Annotated in this window: 16 protein-coding genes and 1 pseudogene; 9 read left to right on the top strand and 8 right to left on the bottom strand. The window is 61.5% G+C overall.

The genetic code is table 11. The annotated features are described in order from the left end of the window. Positions 1 to 129: 129 nt before the first annotated feature. Positions 130 to 1143 (bottom strand): hypothetical protein, encoded by a 1014-nt coding sequence (locus QFZ94_RS33675; RefSeq protein ID WP_429462342.1) that lies wholly within the window; start codon positions 1141 to 1143, stop codon positions 130 to 132. Positions 1144 to 1657: 514 nt separating this feature from the next. Between QFZ94_RS33675 and QFZ94_RS33680 the strand changes: the two genes are divergently transcribed. The 5 genes from QFZ94_RS33680 (at position 1658) to QFZ94_RS33700 (ending at position 5091) form a co-directional block, all read left to right on the top strand. Then, positions 1658 to 2239 (top strand): lipocalin family protein, encoded by a 582-nt coding sequence (locus QFZ94_RS33680; RefSeq protein ID WP_429463602.1) that lies wholly within the window; start codon positions 1658 to 1660, stop codon positions 2237 to 2239. A gap of 220 nt (positions 2240 to 2459) precedes the next feature. Next, on the top strand, positions 2460 to 2696 hold the full coding sequence (locus QFZ94_RS33685; protein WP_429462344.1) for a ChaB family protein: 237 nt from the start codon (positions 2460 to 2462) through the stop codon (positions 2694 to 2696). Between the two features lie 165 nt (positions 2697 to 2861). Further along, positions 2862 to 3701: a universal stress protein gene (locus QFZ94_RS33690; protein ID WP_429463604.1), complete on the top strand. Its 840-nt coding sequence runs from the start codon at positions 2862 to 2864 to the stop codon at positions 3699 to 3701. 502 nt (positions 3702 to 4203) lie between these two features. After that, positions 4204 to 4806 carry a hypothetical protein gene (locus tag QFZ94_RS33695; protein ID WP_410853281.1) on the top strand — a complete coding sequence of 201 codons (603 nt, stop codon included), beginning with the start codon at positions 4204 to 4206 and terminating at the stop codon, positions 4804 to 4806. Positions 4807 to 4839: 33 nt separating this feature from the next. After that, positions 4840 to 5091 (top strand): Bax inhibitor-1 family protein, encoded by a 252-nt coding sequence (locus tag QFZ94_RS33700; RefSeq protein ID WP_429462346.1) that lies wholly within the window; start codon positions 4840 to 4842, stop codon positions 5089 to 5091. Between the two features lie 183 nt (positions 5092 to 5274). On the opposite strand, the gene QFZ94_RS33705 is transcribed toward QFZ94_RS33700, so the two are convergent. Further along, positions 5275 to 5547 (bottom strand): hypothetical protein, encoded by a 273-nt coding sequence (locus QFZ94_RS33705; RefSeq protein WP_410842388.1) that lies wholly within the window; start codon positions 5545 to 5547, stop codon positions 5275 to 5277. 237 nt (positions 5548 to 5784) lie between these two features. Here QFZ94_RS33705 and QFZ94_RS33710 point away from each other — a divergent pair, with 237 nt between their 5' ends. Next, positions 5785 to 7029, top strand: a complete 1245-nt coding sequence (locus QFZ94_RS33710) for a hypothetical protein (protein ID WP_429456652.1) — start codon at positions 5785 to 5787, stop codon at positions 7027 to 7029. A 145-nt stretch (positions 7030 to 7174) separates the two neighbouring features. Here the strand turns inward: QFZ94_RS33710 and QFZ94_RS33715 are convergent, their stop codons facing one another. From QFZ94_RS33715 to QFZ94_RS33730, 4 genes are all read right to left on the bottom strand, one after another. Beyond that, entirely contained in the window at positions 7175 to 8131 is a 957-nt protein-coding gene (locus QFZ94_RS33715) for a 1-phosphofructokinase family hexose kinase (RefSeq protein WP_429456650.1), read from the bottom strand. Positions 8132 to 8169: 38 nt separating this feature from the next. Further along, positions 8170 to 10578: a phosphoenolpyruvate synthase gene (ppsA, locus tag QFZ94_RS33720; RefSeq protein WP_429462349.1), complete on the bottom strand. Its 2409-nt coding sequence runs from the start codon at positions 10576 to 10578 to the stop codon at positions 8170 to 8172. Positions 10579 to 10661: 83 nt separating this feature from the next. Next, on the bottom strand, positions 10662 to 11135 hold the full coding sequence (locus tag QFZ94_RS33725) for a hypothetical protein (protein ID WP_368581654.1): 474 nt from the start codon (positions 11133 to 11135) through the stop codon (positions 10662 to 10664). A gap of 312 nt (positions 11136 to 11447) precedes the next feature. Further along, positions 11448 to 11810, bottom strand: a complete 363-nt coding sequence (locus tag QFZ94_RS33730) for a hypothetical protein (protein ID WP_368581655.1) — start codon at positions 11808 to 11810, stop codon at positions 11448 to 11450. Between the two features lie 367 nt (positions 11811 to 12177). Between QFZ94_RS33730 and QFZ94_RS33735 the strand changes: the two are divergent. The 3 genes and pseudogenes from QFZ94_RS33735 to QFZ94_RS33745 form a co-directional block, all read left to right on the top strand. Further along, a pseudogene (locus QFZ94_RS33735) lies at positions 12178 to 13272 on the top strand (sensor histidine kinase); the annotation flags it as partial. A 21-nt stretch (positions 13273 to 13293) separates the two neighbouring features. After that, positions 13294 to 13746, top strand: a complete 453-nt coding sequence (locus QFZ94_RS33740) for a response regulator (protein WP_410852296.1) — start codon at positions 13294 to 13296, stop codon at positions 13744 to 13746. Next, a complete protein-coding gene (locus QFZ94_RS33745) occupies positions 13743 to 15218 on the top strand; it encodes a hybrid sensor histidine kinase/response regulator (protein ID WP_410852295.1) in 1476 nt (491 codons plus the stop codon). The genes QFZ94_RS33740 and QFZ94_RS33745 overlap by 4 nt, the downstream gene beginning before the upstream one ends. Before the next feature lie 203 nt (positions 15219 to 15421). Here QFZ94_RS33745 and QFZ94_RS33750 read toward each other — a convergent pair whose 3' ends face one another. Beyond that, positions 15422 to 15742 carry a chaperone modulator CbpM gene (locus QFZ94_RS33750; protein ID WP_368581658.1) on the bottom strand — a complete coding sequence of 107 codons (321 nt, stop codon included), beginning with the start codon at positions 15740 to 15742 and terminating at the stop codon, positions 15422 to 15424. Positions 15743 to 15745: 3 nt separating this feature from the next. Continuing rightward, positions 15746 to 16681 (bottom strand): DnaJ C-terminal domain-containing protein, encoded by a 936-nt coding sequence (locus tag QFZ94_RS33755; RefSeq protein ID WP_368581659.1) that lies wholly within the window; start codon positions 16679 to 16681, stop codon positions 15746 to 15748. Between the last annotated feature and the right edge of the window lie 49 nt (positions 16682 to 16730).

Below are 16730 nucleotides of genomic sequence, written 5' to 3' on the forward strand. Positions count from 1 at the left end.
ACAATCGTGCTAACGATCGCCCGTCGAAAGTTGTCGAAGTCTGCAACGGAGATAATACGGCACACTGCATCGTGCTCGGATTCCATTGTTTGAACGGGCGACGGCACGCATACGCCAAGGTCCGAAGCGTCAGATCGCGCGCGTTGCTGCGTCGACATGCAACCCCGCGGGCAATAGTTCGTCACGAGCGAAACGTACGAGTATGAATGCGCGCATGCGGGGTGGATCGCCCGGAATGCGCGCAAGGCGTAGCTCAATTTCGCGGCTGGCCTCGGTATCGTCGTTGCGGATTACATTCATCAAATCCAGACGCAGGCGACGCTTCTCGACATAGATATGCTCGGCAGGAGTCGAAAATACCTCGCAAACCCGGTCCAGTTGAAGGTCAATAAGTTCGGTCGGGACGCGAAGTGCAGCCAGGTTTCGGGTGTTCTCAGCGATCTGGTTCTCGAGCCGCGCCAGTTCATCCGAATCAGCGTCCTGACTGCCCCCGACCACCGAGCGCATGCCCACGCCGCGGCGTTCCAGTAGCGCGACGCGCGCCTCGATAAGCTCTCTGCCTTTTGCTACAAGCGCGTGACGATCAGCGGCCAGTCTGGCGAGCCCCTCCAGCGCCAGTTGATCCACCAGGCGGCGCGCAATCTCCTCGCGGAGGTCGGCGTCTGATTTGCCACAGACGCTGACACGATGGTCACTGAAGCAAAGCGTGGTTTGGGGGACGTCGTGCCGCACCTCGCCGCCCTCGGATGCAACGCCCAGCACGTGGCGTTCGAACATCGCCATACCAAGCGTCGCGTAGGCTTCTGTCAGCAAAGAGTTCCGGGCGAAATATGTGCGCAGTTCTTCGGAGCGGCTGAAGGCCTTCACGAGATCATCGGGCGTTGCGAAGAAAACGCGAATCAATGGATCGGTCGACCAGGCGGCCGCATTGGCTTCGTGGGGCGCGGGCAGCGAGCCTATCAGATCGTCGATGTAGGTCAGCGAGACGGAAACGGCTTTCTCGAGACGTTCCCTGTAATGTCGTGCCAGCCGCAGGCGCGGGTTCATCGCAATGACGCGATCGATCATCTCGGCCGCGCGCGCGCTTTCGACATGTGCAGCTCGTGCTCGCATGGGATGGAACAGACTGGCAAGCAATCCCATAATTCACCTCTTACAAGAGTCTCACATTGCGCGTGGTCACGTGAACCGTGGCGAATCCACAATCGCAATAGTAGTTGCCCTGACTGCTCCGTGCTAGCAAATGTCACGGCGACCACGCGTGTGCTCTTCTGCCGAACGGAGTGTCCCCCTGTCACAGGCGCCGGCTACGATGCACCTGCCCGCCTACGCGTCAGTCAGGCTAAAGGGCCACGCGTCTATCAGACTGCCGGGCGGGGACATGTCAATTGATCCATGTCAAGACTGGTAAGTGACTCGCTTGCGGGTACGTCTCGGTCGGGCAGTTATCGTAGCGCGCGTGATCGTTAAAAGCTTCGTTCCGAACCGGAATCGCCCTGCGCAATCGAGATGCGCTCGAATTGATGCAGATCAACGGAGCCAGCAGTCAGCGCGAGTGCAATGGCGACATGCGCTAAACGCTCCGATCAACCGTCGCTGCATCGCTGGTCTCGCGAAATCGCGTTTCGATGACGACCGCTCAACATACACTGCGCCAATGCAAAATTCGATAGCGTGCTTGACGGCCATCGCCGCTTGCCAGACCGGCTGCGCGCACATCCCGGCAGCTTCGCCGCAGGCCCCCGGCCAACCCACAGCCTGTGTCGCGGGTCCGCCGATCGATCTGCAACGCTACATGGGAAAGTGGTTCGTCATTGCGGAAACGCCATATCTCAGCGATGCCGACTATGTCGGCAGCTACGACGAATGGACGTTGCGTGCCGATGGAAAAATCACAGACGACTATCGCGGCCGACGACACTCATTCGACCAGCCGGTCACAGGAAGCCACTTCGTGGCGAAGGTTGTGGGTGGAACGGGGAATACGACGTGGCGAGTCGGACTCATCTGGCCATTCGAAGTCCGGGTTGTGACCGCGTACGTGGATCCTGAGTATCACCACACGATTCGCTGCATGGTCGACAGCAACATGGTGTGGGTGCTCTCGCGCAGTCCAACGATGGACGAAGAGACTTACCTCGATCTGATTGCCCGACTCGCCGGTATGGGCTTCAACGTTCAGCGAATACGGCAGGTTCCACAAGATGCGGAACATATCAGCCCACCGGGATCTGAATGAAATCCGTGGGGAACGTGGTTCGAAACCGGTGGCGTAAAACCACAATCGACGTCGTTTCAACGGAACTAGACCCTTTAGTCGGACGTCCCGATGCTCCATCATTGATACACGTCAACGCCTGCGCCTCGCAGGCGCTCATCCTCTTATTTGAGCGTCACGCTTTTTCATCCCAGCGGTCATCTGCAATTGGGCGTGATCTGCCGCCGTGCACGCGACGCACATGCCGACTCTTCGAGCGGAGAACGAAGTGCCCTATTTCAGCAATGCCGATCTGCCCGAATCGGTTCGGGATCATCTGCCGCAGCACGCGCAGGAGATCTATCGGGCTGCATTTAACGCTGCATACGAGGAATACGCGGCCGATGCGCGTCACGAAGAAATCGCGCATCGCGTGGCATGGGCGGCAATCAAGCGGCGTTACGTCAAGGGCGGCAATGAGTGGATAGCGCGCCGCTGATCCGCCGGATAGTGGCGCTCCTGCTGCTGGTCAAAGCCCTTTGTGCTGTACAGCCCGCAGGCCCCCAATCCGGTTGACTTGCGTCAACGCTGCGGTCTCCCGCCTACCCGGACTGGATTCAGTCATGCGCGAAGACATCTTTTGCGTGCCGATGGAGTCAATGCGATGAACTACCGCAACTTGCTGGTCCATCTGGACGATAGTCAGGCAGCGCGGCAGCGCCTCGAAATCGCGTTGCGCGTCGCCCGGCAGTTTGATGCGCTATTGGTGGGGCTGGACGCCACCCCCATTCCAGATCCTCACATATTGTCTGCGATACCGGGCGCGGCCAGCATGTACGCGGAAGTAATGCGGCAGAGCGATCAGCAGCGAGCGGCTTTGCGTGATCTATTCGACGCCGCGTGCCGGCACGCAGAGGTCGCCGGCCAATTCCGATGCCGCGACGCCAGCGACATGCGTAGCATCGTACGGTACGCGCGTCTGGCTGACCTTATCATCGCCGGCCAGTCGAACCCGAACGCCCCCGAAACATACATCCACGATCACGTTGGCGAACAGCTGATGATGACAGCAGGGCGACCCGTGCTCTTCGTGCCCCACACGGGCGTACTCCCGAGCGTCGGCAACCGCATCCTGATCGCATGGGATGGAAGCCGCGCGGCGACCCGCGCCATCCACGACGCCCTGCCGTTCATTTCCCGCGCGCGACAGAACATCCTCGTGATGGTGCATGGACCGGCGGACGCGCCGTTTGGCGCGCGCATTCCGGGCACGGACATGGCACGTACGCTCGCCCGTCACGACGCGGTCATCGACTTGCTCGAACTCGAAGGCGCCACCGGAGAGCGCGTGGGAAGCAAGTTGCTGTCGTGCGCGCAGGCTCATGGCAGCGACCTGATCGTGATGGGTGGATACGGTCACGCGCGCTGGCACGAAGCCGTATGGGGCGGTGTTACGCGCGCCCTGCTGCAATCGATGACTGTCCCGGTTCTGATGTCGAACTGAATCCGCGCAGTTTGCGTGAGGTACGTCATGTTCGCGAATACCGTCGTTCGCTCTGGACGTGATTCGCGCGCTCAGTCTCGGACTCCGCGATATGGCGCAATGCGTGCATCAATCGTCCACCGCCTTTCGGATTGACCTGCGTCAGGTGTGCATTTTGCCGCGCGGTGCCTCGCACAGCACGCGTTCGCATCAGATCCGTATCGCCGTTGACATGCATCAACCGAACTGGCGCGCGAGCCCCTACGATGAAACCGTGCGTGAAGTGCAGACGGGGCTCAGCATGCTTAAACGGATCTTGCTAATAGGATTTCTCGCACTGCCGGGCTCGTTCGTCGTCGTGTCGCTCGCGTGCGTTCATCCTCGCGTCCGCGCAAGGTTGGCCGAACTCGCATACGCGCCGCAGTTGCTCGCTCGTGTGAGCAGACGTATTGCGCCGTCCACATTCTTCGAACGTGGCGGCGTGAACAAACGCATTTGAGTTGCACGGCGCGGAGGTTACACGATGAAACACAGATGGCAAGGCGGACTGCTGGCGGCCACGGCAGGACTTATATTCGCCGCAGCGCTTCCGCGCGCGGCAACGGCGGAAGAAGGCACAACCCAGACGGCCCCCGACAAGCCTTTCTCGGGCACCAGCGTCACACATGCGAACGCGGTCGTGTTCGCGATAGATGCCGGACGAAACAGCATGACACTCCTCGAAGACAACGGTGAACCCGTCGACGTGGTGGTCGACCCGAGTATCGGAGACGTGCAAAAACTGCGGCTGGGCGACACCGTCGCCGTCACGTTCAACCGCGCGCTATTGCTGCGGGCCGACAAGTCCAACTCGAGTGGCATCCGCGAGCGCGTCGATAAAGGGTTCACGACCGGCCCATCGCTCGGCGCGTCCCTTGCCGTACACCGGGTCGAGGCAGTGGTTACCGTCGTGCAGATCGATCGCGGCAAGCGTCAATTGACGTTGCGCGGACCGACGCGCACCGTTGTGCTGCAGGCGTCGTCAGACGGTTTGCTCGAAGGGCTCGAAGCGGGCGACAGCGTACACGTCGACTACGTCGAGGCGACTGCGGTTCAGATCACGCGAGACGGCGCTCCGGTACGCTGAACGCGTCCCGCAATCGCAGTAACAGGAGCGACCATGGCACACAGATTCGCCGGCAGCGACCAGCCAGCAGCGACGCAGCCCGGACTCGAAAGTAGCGCCCCGGGGCTCGCGCAATATGTGCTGCGCGTCTACAACTATATGGCAGCGGGCCTCGTGCTGACGGGCGTCGTTGGATACGTCGGGGCGGTGAGCGGATTGTATGCATCGATCGCCGCCACGCCTTTGTGCTGGATCGTGCTGCTCGCCCCGCTCGCCCTCGTCTTTTTGCTGAGCGGTCGCCGTTAGGCCGGCTGTCGCGCGCCCCAAACGGGGGCGGTGCGCGAGCAACAGGCATCGTGCTGTAGCGCCGTCCTCCATCAAAAGGCTTCTATGAAAGCCGGCCGTCCGCCTCCTCACTTCAGACCCGATCGTGGAGTTCCTATCGCTGTCAGATTTCGAGAACCAGGTCACGGACCATGTCAATGAGCTCTATGAACGAGGACGCGGATTCCCGCGCATCTCCTCCCGTTTTAGCGACGTTTCCAAAACTTCGGCAGACGACGCTATATAGCGACGCGCCCATTCAATGGCGTCACCTTCAGCCATTGCCTTGGTTGGCTTGACCGCCCGGAGAAAGAAACGGACCTTCGGCACTTTGATTGGTTTCGCGTAGTCGCCTTGACGAGAAAAGCGCGCCTCCGCCGTCCATCCATCTACACGTTCGGGAAAAATCTCAACGAAGAAAGGTTTGATCGAGTACATCATGCGCTCCGGCGGTCTTTCGCCTACCGTACGCCACGCATCCCGTCGTCATTTGATCCGGGTCATACAAGCTGTCGCGAACTCTCTCTCGGACGGGAATGAATTTAAGTGCGCCCAGCTAGCACCGGTCCGCGAACATGCAAGCATGACCTGGATCAATATGCGCGGGCCGTGCGGTTCTACGATGAATCCCAAGTCGAGAGAGAGTACGCGACAACGTGGATGAGGCGCCAAATCATGAATCGCTACCTGCATCTTGGGCCTGAAAGAACGGAACGTAATGCGCCGACCGCCGAGGAAATCCTGCAGGACACGCAGAGTTTCTCACTGGTTCTGGGCGGCCCGCTCTATCAGCTTTTGCGCCGCACGCACATGGCCGACGATGCGCTGGCGTTGGTGCGCCAGCGGGTTCTCGTCATCTCGCTGTTGGCCTGGCTGCCGCTACTGGTGCTCGCTGCTGTGGGCGGGCATTTGCTAGGCAACCGTGTGGCGCTACCGTTCCTGCTGGACCTGGAAGTTCACATCCGCTTCCTCGTGGCGGTGCCCCTTTTGATCATCGCCGAGCTGGTTGTGCATCGGCGGCTGCGCCCGATCGCGCAGGCCTTCCTCGAACGCAAGATCGTTTCGGAAGCGTCCGTTGCGCGGTTCGATGAAGCTGTCAGGTCGGCATTCCGTCTGCGCAATTCCGTGGCCGCCGAGCTGATGCTGATCGCTCTTGTGTACGGTGTGGGTGTCCTTGTGGTGTGGCGCCAATACATCGCATTGCAAACGACGTCGACGTGGTACGCAGTACCCACTGCCAATGGCTTGACGCTTTCGCTCGCTGGATTCTGGTATGCCTTTGTGAGCGTCCCACTGTTTCAGTTCCTGTTGATCCGCTGGTATTTCCGGATCTTTATCTGGGCACGGTTTCTCTGGCAGGTGTCGCGCATCGAACTGAGCCTTGTTCCCACTCATCCTGATCGCGTCGGCGGTCTGGGATTTCTCGCCAACACCGTCTATGCGTTCATGGCCCTGCTGGCCGCGCACGGCGCGATGCTTGCGGCCCAGTTCGCGAACCGCATTTTCTTCGCCGGGGCCGCCCTCACGGAATTCAAGGTCGAGACTGCATCGATGGTTCTCTTCCTGTTGTGTCTGGTCTTTGGTCCCTTACTGGTGTTCGCGCCTCAACTGGCCCAGGCGAAGCGAACAGGCCTGAGTGAATACGGTGCTCTGGCCGAACAGTACGTGCGTGAATTCGACGCCAAGTGGCTGCGGGGCGGCTCGTCTGGCGGTGAGGCGTTGGTGGGCAGCGGTGACATTCAATCGCTTGCGGACCTCGCCAACAGTTTCGACGTGGTCCGAACCATGCGTATCGCTCCCATTACCAAGGAAGCCATCCTTCGCCTCGCAGCCGCGGTACTTGTGCCGATCGTGCCGTTGGCCCTGACGATGATGTCGTTGGAAGATCTGGTGAAAAGACTGTTCGGCCTGGTGTTCTAGAAGTTGCCCTGCTTTGCGCAATGACCGCCAAAGACCCCGCAGAGCCGAGCCAACTGGAAACCCGGGAGTCGCCACGCAGTCTGATCGATTCGCGTCAAACGAATCGCGGTCCAAGCGTCCGTCGTTCGTCCGCGGGAATCGGGCGTCAAGCCAAGGAGACGATATCTGCACCCGCGAGCTCGAGCTCGCGGTAAATCCGCTCTATCTGCTCCCGCTCGCACAGGCGGGTTCCCTCAGTGAGCAACGACGCCGAAGCGGCCGCCACCGCATAGCGCAAGGTTTCGTCAAACGTCATGCCGCGATTGAGTGACCAAACCATTGCGGCGAGGAAGCTATCTCCCGCGCCGATCGAACTCGAAACCGGTACCGCAACTCCAGGCACGCGCAGCGCACGATCCGCAGTGACGACGAGTGCCCCGTGTTCGCCGAGCGTGAGCGCGACGATCGCCGCGCCGCCGTCACGCACGACCTTGCGTGCGGCGGCGAGCCGCTGCCCATCGTCTTCGAGCTCGCGGCCTGCCAACGTGCAAAGTTCCGACAGGCTCGGTTTGACCAGAAAAACCCCAGCCGCCAGCGCCGCGGCAAGCGGCGCCCCGGAGGTGTCGAGCACGACGCGGGTGTCGTGTTCCCGTGCAATCCTTGCGACGCGAGCGTAGATGTCGTCGGGGACGCCCGGCGGCACGCTGCCGCTGAGTACGAGGTAGCGTGGCACGACGGCGAGCTCACCGATGTGCCGCAGGCAGGCCTGCCATTCCGCCTCGGCGAGCACGGGCCCGGGTAACACGAAGCGGAACTCGCGCCCGGACGAGGTCTCCCGGACGCAGAAGCTTTCACGGGTCTCGCCGGCGATGCCGATACAAGTGGCGTGCACCCCTTCCGCTTCGATCATCGCGCTCAGCGTCAGGCCAGGCGGACCGCCCGCCATATAGAGCGCCTCGCAGTCGCCACCTAGCCGATGTATCACGCGCGCGACGTTGATCCCACCGCCGCCAGGATCTCGCCGCGCCGCGCTGCAACGAAGCTTGCGCGTGTCGACGATTCTATCGACCGAGGTCGCGACGTCGACCGCTGGGTTCAGTGTCAGAGTGAGGATCTCGGGCATCGGGCATCTCCGGTCGCGCCGGGGCGTCTTCAACCCGTTCAGGCCGTCGCCGCCGGCGAAGCCACGCGAGCTTCCGCACTTGCCACTGCGCGCTTGACCGCAATGAAGCTGTCCGGGCTCACCGACATCGAATCGATCGCACAGTCGACGAGAAACACCGCGAATTCCGGGTGATCGCTCGGCGCCTGACCGCACAGACCAACCTTCGCGCCTGCCCGATGCGCGTCGTCGATCACCCGACGGATCATCCATTCGACGGCTTCGTCCTGCTCGTCGAACAGTGGCGCCAGCTCCGCCGAGTCACGATCGACACCGAGCGTCAATTGCGTGAGATCGTTGCTGCCGATCGAAAAGCCGTCGAAACGCTGCGCGAATTGGCGCGCAAGAATCACGTTCGACGGAACCTCGCACATCACGTATACCTGCAGTCCGTCCTGCCCGCGCCGCAAGCCATTCTGCGCCATGACTTCGAGCACCTGATCGGCTTCGCAAACCGTGCGACAGAACGGAATCATCACCACGACGTTACGCAGCCCCATTTCTTCACGCAGCCGCCGGATCGCCCTGCACTCCAATGCAAAACCTTCGCGATAGCGCGGCGAGTAATAGCGCGAAGCGCCACGGAACCCCAGCATCGGATTTTCCTCGTGCGGCTCGAACGCCTGGCCGCCGATCAGATGCGCGTATTCGTTGGTCTTGAAGTCGCTCATGCGTATGATCGCCGGCCGCGGGTACTGGACCGCGGCAATGCGGCCGAGTCCACGCGCAAGCCGATCCACGAAATACTCCGCCTTGTCCGGGTACCCTGCCGTCAGTTCCTCGATGCGCTGCTTCGCGGTCGCGTCCGCGAGCTCATCAAATCGCACGAGCGCCATCGGATGAATCTTGATGTCGTTGCTTACGACGAACTCCATGCGCACGAGACCGACGCCGTCAGCCGGCAAGCGCCACCAACGGAAGGCGGCCGCGGGATTGGCCAGATTGAGCATCACGTGGGTGCGCGTTTGCGGGATCGATCGGAAATCGATCTCCTCCACGTCGAACGCGGCCGTGCCCTCGTATACGAAACCTTCGTCGCCTTCCGCGCACGACACCGTCACTTCCTGTTCGTCGTGCAGCAGATGCGTGGCGTTGCCGGTACCGACGATCGCGGGCAGCCCCAGTTCCCGGCTCACGATGGCCGCGTGCGAAGTGCGCCCGCCGTGGTCCGTGATGATCGCGGCGGCGCGACGCATCACCGGCACCCAGTCGGGGTCGGTGGTGGGCGTCACGAGAACCGCGCCGTCGACGAAACGGTGCATGTCGCTCGGATGCTCGATCACGCAAACCGCGCCGGCCGCGATCGCTTCACCCACGCTGACGCCGCGCAAAAGACGGCGCCCCGCCTCGCGCAGCCGGTAGTTCCTGACCGAACTCGCTTCCCGGCGCGACTGCACCGTTTCGGGACGCGCCTGCACGATGAACATCTCACCGGTCGCGCCGTCTTTCGCCCATTCGATGTCCATCGGCCGCCCGTAGTGAGCCTCGATCGCGCAGGCCGAGCGCGACAGGGACAGGATCTCGGCATCGTCAAGCACGAATGCGGCGCGCTCGGCTTTGGAGGTCGGCACGTTCTTCGTCGGATGAGGTCCGTTTTTCGCGTAGATCATCTTGCGGGCCTTCTCCCCGCGCTTTTTGCCGACGATCGGTGAATACCCGCGTTCAGCCAGCAGCGGCTTGAACACCTCGTACTCGTCCGGATCGACCGCGCCCTGCACGACGTTCTCGCCAAGGCCCCAGGCCGCATTGATCAGCACAATCTTGTCGAACCCGGTCTCTGTGTCGATCGTAAACGTCACGCCCGCGCCGCCGAGATCCGAGCGCACCATCCGTTGCACGCCGATCGACAGTGCAACCTGCAAATGGTCGAAGCCCTTCGCCGTTCGATACGCGATGGCCCGGTCGGTAAACAGCGACGCGTAGCAGCGCCGGCAGGCATCGAGCAGCGCCCGCTCGCCGCGCACGTTGAGAAAAGTTTCCTGCTGGCCGGCAAAGCTCGCGTCGGGAAGATCCTCGGCTGTGGCGCTCGAACGTACCGCGACGTCAGCGTCAGCGCCGCCGCTGCGCTCTCCGAGCGTTCGATATGCGGCACAGACGGCTTGCGCGAGTTCGGTCGGCCAGTCGCCATGCACGATGGCCGCGCGGATCGCCTCCCCGGCTTCGGCGAGCGTGAGGCGCCCTTGCGCAAGGTCCTCGAGACGCGCCGAAATTTGCTCACGCAGACGATTGGCGTCGATAAAGCGCCAATAGGCCTGCGCCGTGGTCGCGAATCCCGGCGGAACCCGAACGCCATGCCCGTCCAGCTGGGACAATAGTTCCCCAAGCGACGCGTTCTTGCCTCCAACGCTTGCGACGTCCTCGCGTCGCAAGTCCTCGAACCAGATCACCTGCGCGACAGCTTGATCCATGTTGTGCTCCTTGCCCCGACCATTTGCCGCGCCGTGGGCGCGCGCCTGCGCGGCGCGACGTCCCGGCTGCAGCAGGGCTCTTACTAGATGCTGATATAGCCCTGGAAAGTCCACGGCAGCTGCATTTGCGCCTGCCTCGCCGATTCGCCGCCGCATTCGAAGCACGTGCCCGAGAACCCTGGGGCGCCATCCGACGAGAAGACCGGCACGAAAGCGAACTCATCGTTCACCGTGATCAGAAAATCGCGGTTGTAGCGAGATGGCGCGAAGATCGTCACGGAGCGAAAGAACTGCGACGTCTGGAACGGGCGGTCGAGGTCGATCCCACGCGCTCCGGAGGCGCGGCCCAAATCGAACCGCGCGGGAATCTCGTACTCGAGACCGCTCCGTTCGACCCGCTCACCTGGCGTGAACACGAGCGTCGCGCCGGGATACGGAAGAGTGTGTATCTGCTGAGGGGCCGGCCCTTCCGGTCCGAGAATCAGTGGCGGGTAGGCCCACATCGACAGAGCCAACGATGCTGTTTTCTGCGAAAAAAACTCTGCAAGCCAGTTCATGCGATTCTCCAACGCGACCGTATCGATCTCCGACAATCGGAAGCTATGTCATGCAGCTGTCGGTCGCATCGCTGCATCCATTCAGGCTCACTGTAGGCGGTCCCGCGCATGGCTCATTGATGTGGGTCAATCGCGCAAGGCGGAACGACGCGCAACGAGCCATCGTGATGACCCACGCTACACAACTCGACGCGGTGTGCCGGCACATCAGAGATTCGAGCAGGACTGTTCCGATGCCGCTGACCGCTGCCTGATTTCGAACCGCACGCGAGATCAAGACCGCAGAAGTCCATTCCGGCAAACCGCAACGTGTCAGTGTGTAACGACTTCATAGCCGTCGGCCGCGACCTTCCACGTCGTCACGCGTTGCAGTCTTTCGAAACGATGAATGGCGCCGGAAATCGCAGCCTCCTGCGCGGCGCCGTCATAGCAGACGCGCATGACCTCGCAGTGATGTGGAAAGCCGCGGTGGTCGAGGATCTCCTTGTAGAACACGACTTCGACGCGGGGCACATCCGTGAGCGCGGCGCCGCTCCGCGCGAGCGACGCGTTGCGCGAGCGGGCGTTGATACGATGACAGCGCCTGTTCCTGCCGCTACACGCCGACTCGGCCTCGCAGTTCGAATCACAACCGGCAAGCCGGCGCTTGTCACGTCGTTCAAGTTTCTTCGCCATGGCAGTGCTCCCCCATCTTTTTGCGGCTCGTCGCAACAAACCCCCTTCCGCGCAAAGAGCGCTGGGCGCACATAAAGTGTGTCGCGATATGAAGCAATTTAGACGTCTCGCTCCGGGCCCCGTTGACGCACGTCAACCGGATCACGTCAACGAGCCGGTGCTTTCGTGCAAGCTGATCGGCGATTTACCAGTACTACCTGAACGGTTAATTCAATGTTGCGATTCGGGCGCAAGAATTGCATTCCCTGCCCGTCCAGGCGGGTAATAGATGCTATAAAGTGAATGAGCTTTGTTGCTCGTCGGCGGTACTCTTCGCACAGCCGGAGATCGAATGGAATCGTCCAAGCAATTGAACAGCCCCACGCACGAGCTATTCCGCCAGGTCGTCGAAGCGGCCCCCAACGCGATGGTGATGGCGGACCGGGACGGCCGGATTGTGCTCGTCAACGCGCAGGCGGAGAAGATGTTTGGTTATCTGCGAGACGAACTGGTCGGCCATAGCGTCGATATGCTCGTGCCCGAGCGTTTTCGTTCGGCGCATCCTCAGTATCGCCGCATGTTCTACGGCAACCTCAGCAGCAGGCCGATGGGCACCGGACGCGATCTTTTCGCGCTCAGAAAGGACGGCTCCGAAGTCCTTGTGGAGATCGGACTCAATCCGGTCACGACCCCGGAGGAAGTCTTTGTGCTGGCCGCGATCGTCGATATTACGGAACGCAAGCGCGCCGAGCAGGAACTTATCAGGCGTACCGAAGAACTCGCGCGTTCCAACCATGATCTCGAGCAATTCGCCTACGTCGCGTCGCACGACCTTCAGGAGCCGTTGCGCGCCGTCGCCGGGCCTCTTCAGCTGCTACAGCGCCGCTATCACGGGCAACTGGATGCCCGCGCGGACGAATTCATCGCACATGCGGTAGATGGTGCGACGCGCATGCAGAAGCTCATCGAGGATCTGCTTGCGTACTCGCGCGTCGGAAGGTCAGGCGCCACCCAGGAACTGGTCAACTGCACGACGGCTCTCGACCAGGCGCTCAAAAGTCTGAGCGTCGTGCTGCAGGAATCTCACGCGCAGATCAATCGCGATGCGCTCCCCGTGGTCATGGGCATTCCGACGCAACTCGCTCTGCTGTTCCAGAACCTCATCGGCAACGCGATCAAATTCCGGCGACTCGATCAACCGGTACGGATCGACATCGGCGCCCGCCGTGAAGGAGACGAATGGATCGTCTCGGTCAAGGACAACGGAATCGGTATCGAGTCGCAATACTTCGAACGCATTTTCATGATTTTCCAGCGCCTGCATTCGCGTGCCGAATACCCCGGCACGGGAATCGGCCTCGCGCTATGCAAGCGTATCGTCGAACAGCATGGCGGCCGCATCTGGGTGGAATCCGGGCCAGACGGCGGATCGACCTTCTTTTTCACGCTGAATGCGAAGTTGGATGGCGGCGCTCGAACGTAATGTCCGCCCGAGGAGACGCCAATGCAGTCACAGGTTACGAGCAATCCCGTACACATCCTTCTGGTCGAAGACAGTCCTACCGACGTGTTGATGACGCGCGAAGCGCTCGAGGACCAGGAGGTGCTCAATCCGTTGCACGTCGTGCAGGACGGCGCCGAAGCCATGGATTTCCTGCACCGCAGCGGTCGGCATCACGACGCGCCCCGTCCCGGCCTGATCATTCTCGATCTCAATCTGCCGAAAAAGAGCGGCCGGGAAGTCCTTGAGGAACTGAAAGCCGATCCCGATCTGATGAGTATTCCCGTCATCGTGCTCACCACGTCGAGATCGGAGGAAGACGTTGCAAAAACGTACGGATTACATGCCAATTGCTACGTCACCAAGCCAGTCGACTTTACGATGTTCGTCGATGTCCTGCGCCGAATCAACGACTTCTGGTTCAGCGTCGTGACATTGCCGCCGGCCAAGCCATGAATACGCCCCAGCATCTGCGAATTCTCCTTGTCGAAGATAGTCCGACCGATGCCCTTTTGATCGGGGAGGCGCTTGCCGATGTGGACGATTTCCAGCACGACCTCGTGCATGTGGAACGTCTTGCGGACGCCATTTCTCGCTGTGTGGCCATTCGCTTCGACATCGTACTTCTCGATCTGGGTTTGCCCGACGCGCACGGAATCTCCACGTTCAGGACCTTTCGCGATCGGGTGCCGGAGTTGCCCGTGCTGGTATTCACCGGCCTCGACGACAAGTCGGTTGGCCTTCTGGCAATCCAGTACGGCGCGCAAGACTATCTGGCCAAGCGTGACATCGACCCGTCGGCACTGAGCCGCGCGATCCGCTACGCGATCGAGCGCCATCGCATCGCGCATGCGCTGGAGGAGAGCGAAGAGCGCTTTCAGTTGGCCGTCAGCGGTGCAAGCGCGGGGCTATGGGACTGGGATCCGCAATCCGGTGCAACCTGGCTTTCCCCCTATTTCAAGAAAATCCTCGGCTATGAGCCAGATGAGTTTCCCGACGATTCCGGGACGGTTCTCGACGCCATTCATCCTGCCGACCGCGGACGCGTCAACACCTGCCTCGCCGCGCATCTCGAACAGATGCGCCCCTACGACGTCGAATATCGCATGCGGACAAAGTCCGGTGAATACTGCTGGGTCCATGCGCGCGGGCAGGCGTTGTGGAATCAGTTCGGGCAACCCTATCGCATGCTGGGCTGGATCATCGATGTCACGGAACGCAGGCTCGCCGAGGAGGCCCTGCGTGCCTCCCGCGAAGAACTCCAGCGACTGTCGGCAGGCATCCAGCAGGCGCGCGAGGACGAAAAAGCCCGGATCGCGCGCGAATTGCATGACGATTTCGGCCAGCAGCTCGTCGCGCTGAAGATTGCGTGCGCGAGGCTCGATGCGTCGATCACGCGTAGCGATAGCCCGGCAGGCGCGGCCGACCTCGCCAACGTCTATAGACTCATCGATCAGCTGGTCGTGTCAGTAAGGCGCATCGCCACCGATCTGCGGCCGGCGATGCTCGACGATCTGGGCCTGATCCCAGCCCTCGAATGGCTCGTCAACCGGTTTTCGGAGCGGCATGGCGTGCGCGTCTCGCGTCGCATTGCCGACAACATCGCTTTCAACGACGACAGCGCCACAGCCGTGTTCCGGATCGTTCAGGAAGCACTGACGAACGTCGCCCGGCATGCGCGAGCGACCGAAGTGGTGCTTGAAATCCTGCGCAAGGAACCGCATTGCGTCGTTCACATTGCAGACAACGGCTGCGGCAGCGCGCCGGACCAACGGCCCGCAGCGGACTCGTTCGGCCTGCTGGGAATCCGCGAGCGCGCGTGGGCCCTTCGCGGTGACCTGCAGATCCGCACGGCGCCGGATCAGGGCTTTGCGATCACGGTCTCGTTGCCGCTCGACACCATTGAAGCCCGCAGTGGAAGAAATTGACGGACGTCGTGTTCGAACAGAGTCTCTGCATGGCTTAGGGACGCAATTGTGGCGCGTCGCATGCTCACACGACGACAGAACAATTCGCGTCGGACAGCATCCGCGACGTGATGAACGCGAATCGAGAAACTCGCGAGCATTCCCGATATCAGCGCAGCGCGCATCGAGGCAGATTGCGGACAGCGCTGACTGACAGGCCCAGTTCAATCGCCTGTCGAATGTTTAGGGTTTGTCTTCAGCGCCTTGATTTCGTCGAGCAGATCGAGCGCGAGCGCGATGCCCGGAGCGTTGATCTGAAGATCTCGAGCCAGCCGGAAAGCCGTTCGCGCACGACACAGCGAAGCGCCGCTGAACCGCCAATCCCGTGGGCCGGCGCCTTTCGGCTCGAAAACGCCTTCAGCAACCCAAAGGCTGATTTCTGCTGCCGATGCGCCAGTTATCCGACTCATGTCGATGAGCGTGAATTCAACGTCTTCATCGATGATCTGTCCTGCCAGATAGGTGATCCCGGAGTTCTTCATCATGAGCTACCCATAAAGTCGCACACGCGGGTCAAAGTCAAACGCTTGCCGCATCGTGTCGTAGGCAGCTTTGGCTCGCTCGCTGTCGGCCGGCGGCAACACGATGTTCAAGATCACGTACAGGTCCCCGGGGGGCTCGCCAGGAATTCCCTTACCCTTGAGCCGCAATCGCCTGCCACCGGCGGAGCCCATTGGTACCGTCATGTCGACCTTGCCATCGGGTGTCGGCACCGTTACCTGCCCGCCAAGCGCCGCTTCCCAGGGTGCAACCGGCAAGTCGAGAAGGACGTCGGAGCCATCGACACGAAAGTGCGGATGCTCGCGAAACGCAATTTCCAAATAGAGATCGCCCGCCGGGCCGCCTCCCGCGCCGGTCCCTCCCTGGCCTACGAGCCGCAGGTGCTGCCCCGCCCGCACGCCCTTCGGAATGGAAACGTTCAACGTACGTGACTGCAACGATACATGGCCATGCGCATCGACGGTAGGCAATTGCAAGAGGATGGAGCGCTGTGCTCCCCGATAGGCGTCTTCGATATCGATGGCCACCCTGGCGTGGTGATCCTGGCTCATCGTATGAGAGGGCCGCGCATGCGCGGTTCGTTCACCCCGAAACAATGCTTCGAAGAAATCGTTGAGGCCTGCATCGGTGCCGGCTTGCTCACCCGCGCCGCTGAATTCGAAACCTTCGTCCCAGTTCGGCGGCGGCTGGAAGTCCTGCCCGGCGCGCCAGCCCGTGCCCATCCGATCGTAGGCTGCGCGCTTTTCCGGATCCTTCAGCACCTCATAGGCCTCGCCCAGCTCCTTGAAACGATCCTCCGCGTCGGCATGCTTGCTGATGTCCGGGTGGTATTTGCGCGCGAGCTTACGATACGCGCGCTTGATGTCGTCCTGAGCCGCCGTGCGCTCCACGCCCAGGATCGCGTAATAGTCTTTGTATTTCATTTTGGCAATCTCATCGGGAAGGAAATCACTGCAAAGCCGGACAGGATGA

This window comes from Paraburkholderia sp. JPY465, assembly GCF_050436725.1.
In the GTDB taxonomy this organism is placed as follows: Bacteria; Pseudomonadota; Gammaproteobacteria; order Burkholderiales; family Burkholderiaceae; genus Paraburkholderia; species Paraburkholderia youngii.

Excerpts from the sequence above, each read along its gene's own strand:
- QFZ94_RS33755 (WP_368581659.1), bottom strand. The coding sequence starts at position 16,681 with ATGAAATACAAAGACTATTACGCGATCCTGGGCGTGGAGCGCACGGCG.
- QFZ94_RS33705 (WP_410842388.1), bottom strand. The coding sequence starts at position 5,547 with ATGTACTCGATCAAACCTTTCTTCGTTGAGATTTTTCCCGAACGTGTA.
- QFZ94_RS33700 (WP_429462346.1), top strand. The coding sequence starts at position 4,840 with ATGGCACACAGATTCGCCGGCAGCGACCAGCCAGCAGCGACGCAGCCC.
- ppsA (WP_429462349.1), bottom strand. The coding sequence starts at position 10,578 with ATGGATCAAGCTGTCGCGCAGGTGATCTGGTTCGAGGACTTGCGACGC.
- QFZ94_RS33725 (WP_368581654.1), bottom strand. The coding sequence starts at position 11,135 with ATGAACTGGCTTGCAGAGTTTTTTTCGCAGAAAACAGCATCGTTGGCT.
- QFZ94_RS33745 (WP_410852295.1), top strand. The coding sequence starts at position 13,743 with ATGAATACGCCCCAGCATCTGCGAATTCTCCTTGTCGAAGATAGTCCG.
- QFZ94_RS33680 (WP_429463602.1), top strand. The coding sequence starts at position 1,658 with ATGCAAAATTCGATAGCGTGCTTGACGGCCATCGCCGCTTGCCAGACC.
- QFZ94_RS33730 (WP_368581655.1), bottom strand. The coding sequence starts at position 11,810 with ATGGCGAAGAAACTTGAACGACGTGACAAGCGCCGGCTTGCCGGTTGT.
- QFZ94_RS33685 (WP_429462344.1), top strand. The coding sequence starts at position 2,460 with ATGCCGACTCTTCGAGCGGAGAACGAAGTGCCCTATTTCAGCAATGCC.
- QFZ94_RS33710 (WP_429456652.1), top strand. The coding sequence starts at position 5,785 with ATGAATCGCTACCTGCATCTTGGGCCTGAAAGAACGGAACGTAATGCG.
- QFZ94_RS33715 (WP_429456650.1), bottom strand. The coding sequence starts at position 8,131 with ATGCCCGAGATCCTCACTCTGACACTGAACCCAGCGGTCGACGTCGCG.
- QFZ94_RS33695 (WP_410853281.1), top strand. The coding sequence starts at position 4,204 with ATGAAACACAGATGGCAAGGCGGACTGCTGGCGGCCACGGCAGGACTT.
- QFZ94_RS33750 (WP_368581658.1), bottom strand. The coding sequence starts at position 15,742 with ATGATGAAGAACTCCGGGATCACCTATCTGGCAGGACAGATCATCGAT.
- QFZ94_RS33740 (WP_410852296.1), top strand. The coding sequence starts at position 13,294 with ATGCAGTCACAGGTTACGAGCAATCCCGTACACATCCTTCTGGTCGAA.
- QFZ94_RS33675 (WP_429462342.1), bottom strand. The coding sequence starts at position 1,143 with ATGGGATTGCTTGCCAGTCTGTTCCATCCCATGCGAGCACGAGCTGCA.
- QFZ94_RS33690 (WP_429463604.1), top strand. The coding sequence starts at position 2,862 with ATGAACTACCGCAACTTGCTGGTCCATCTGGACGATAGTCAGGCAGCG.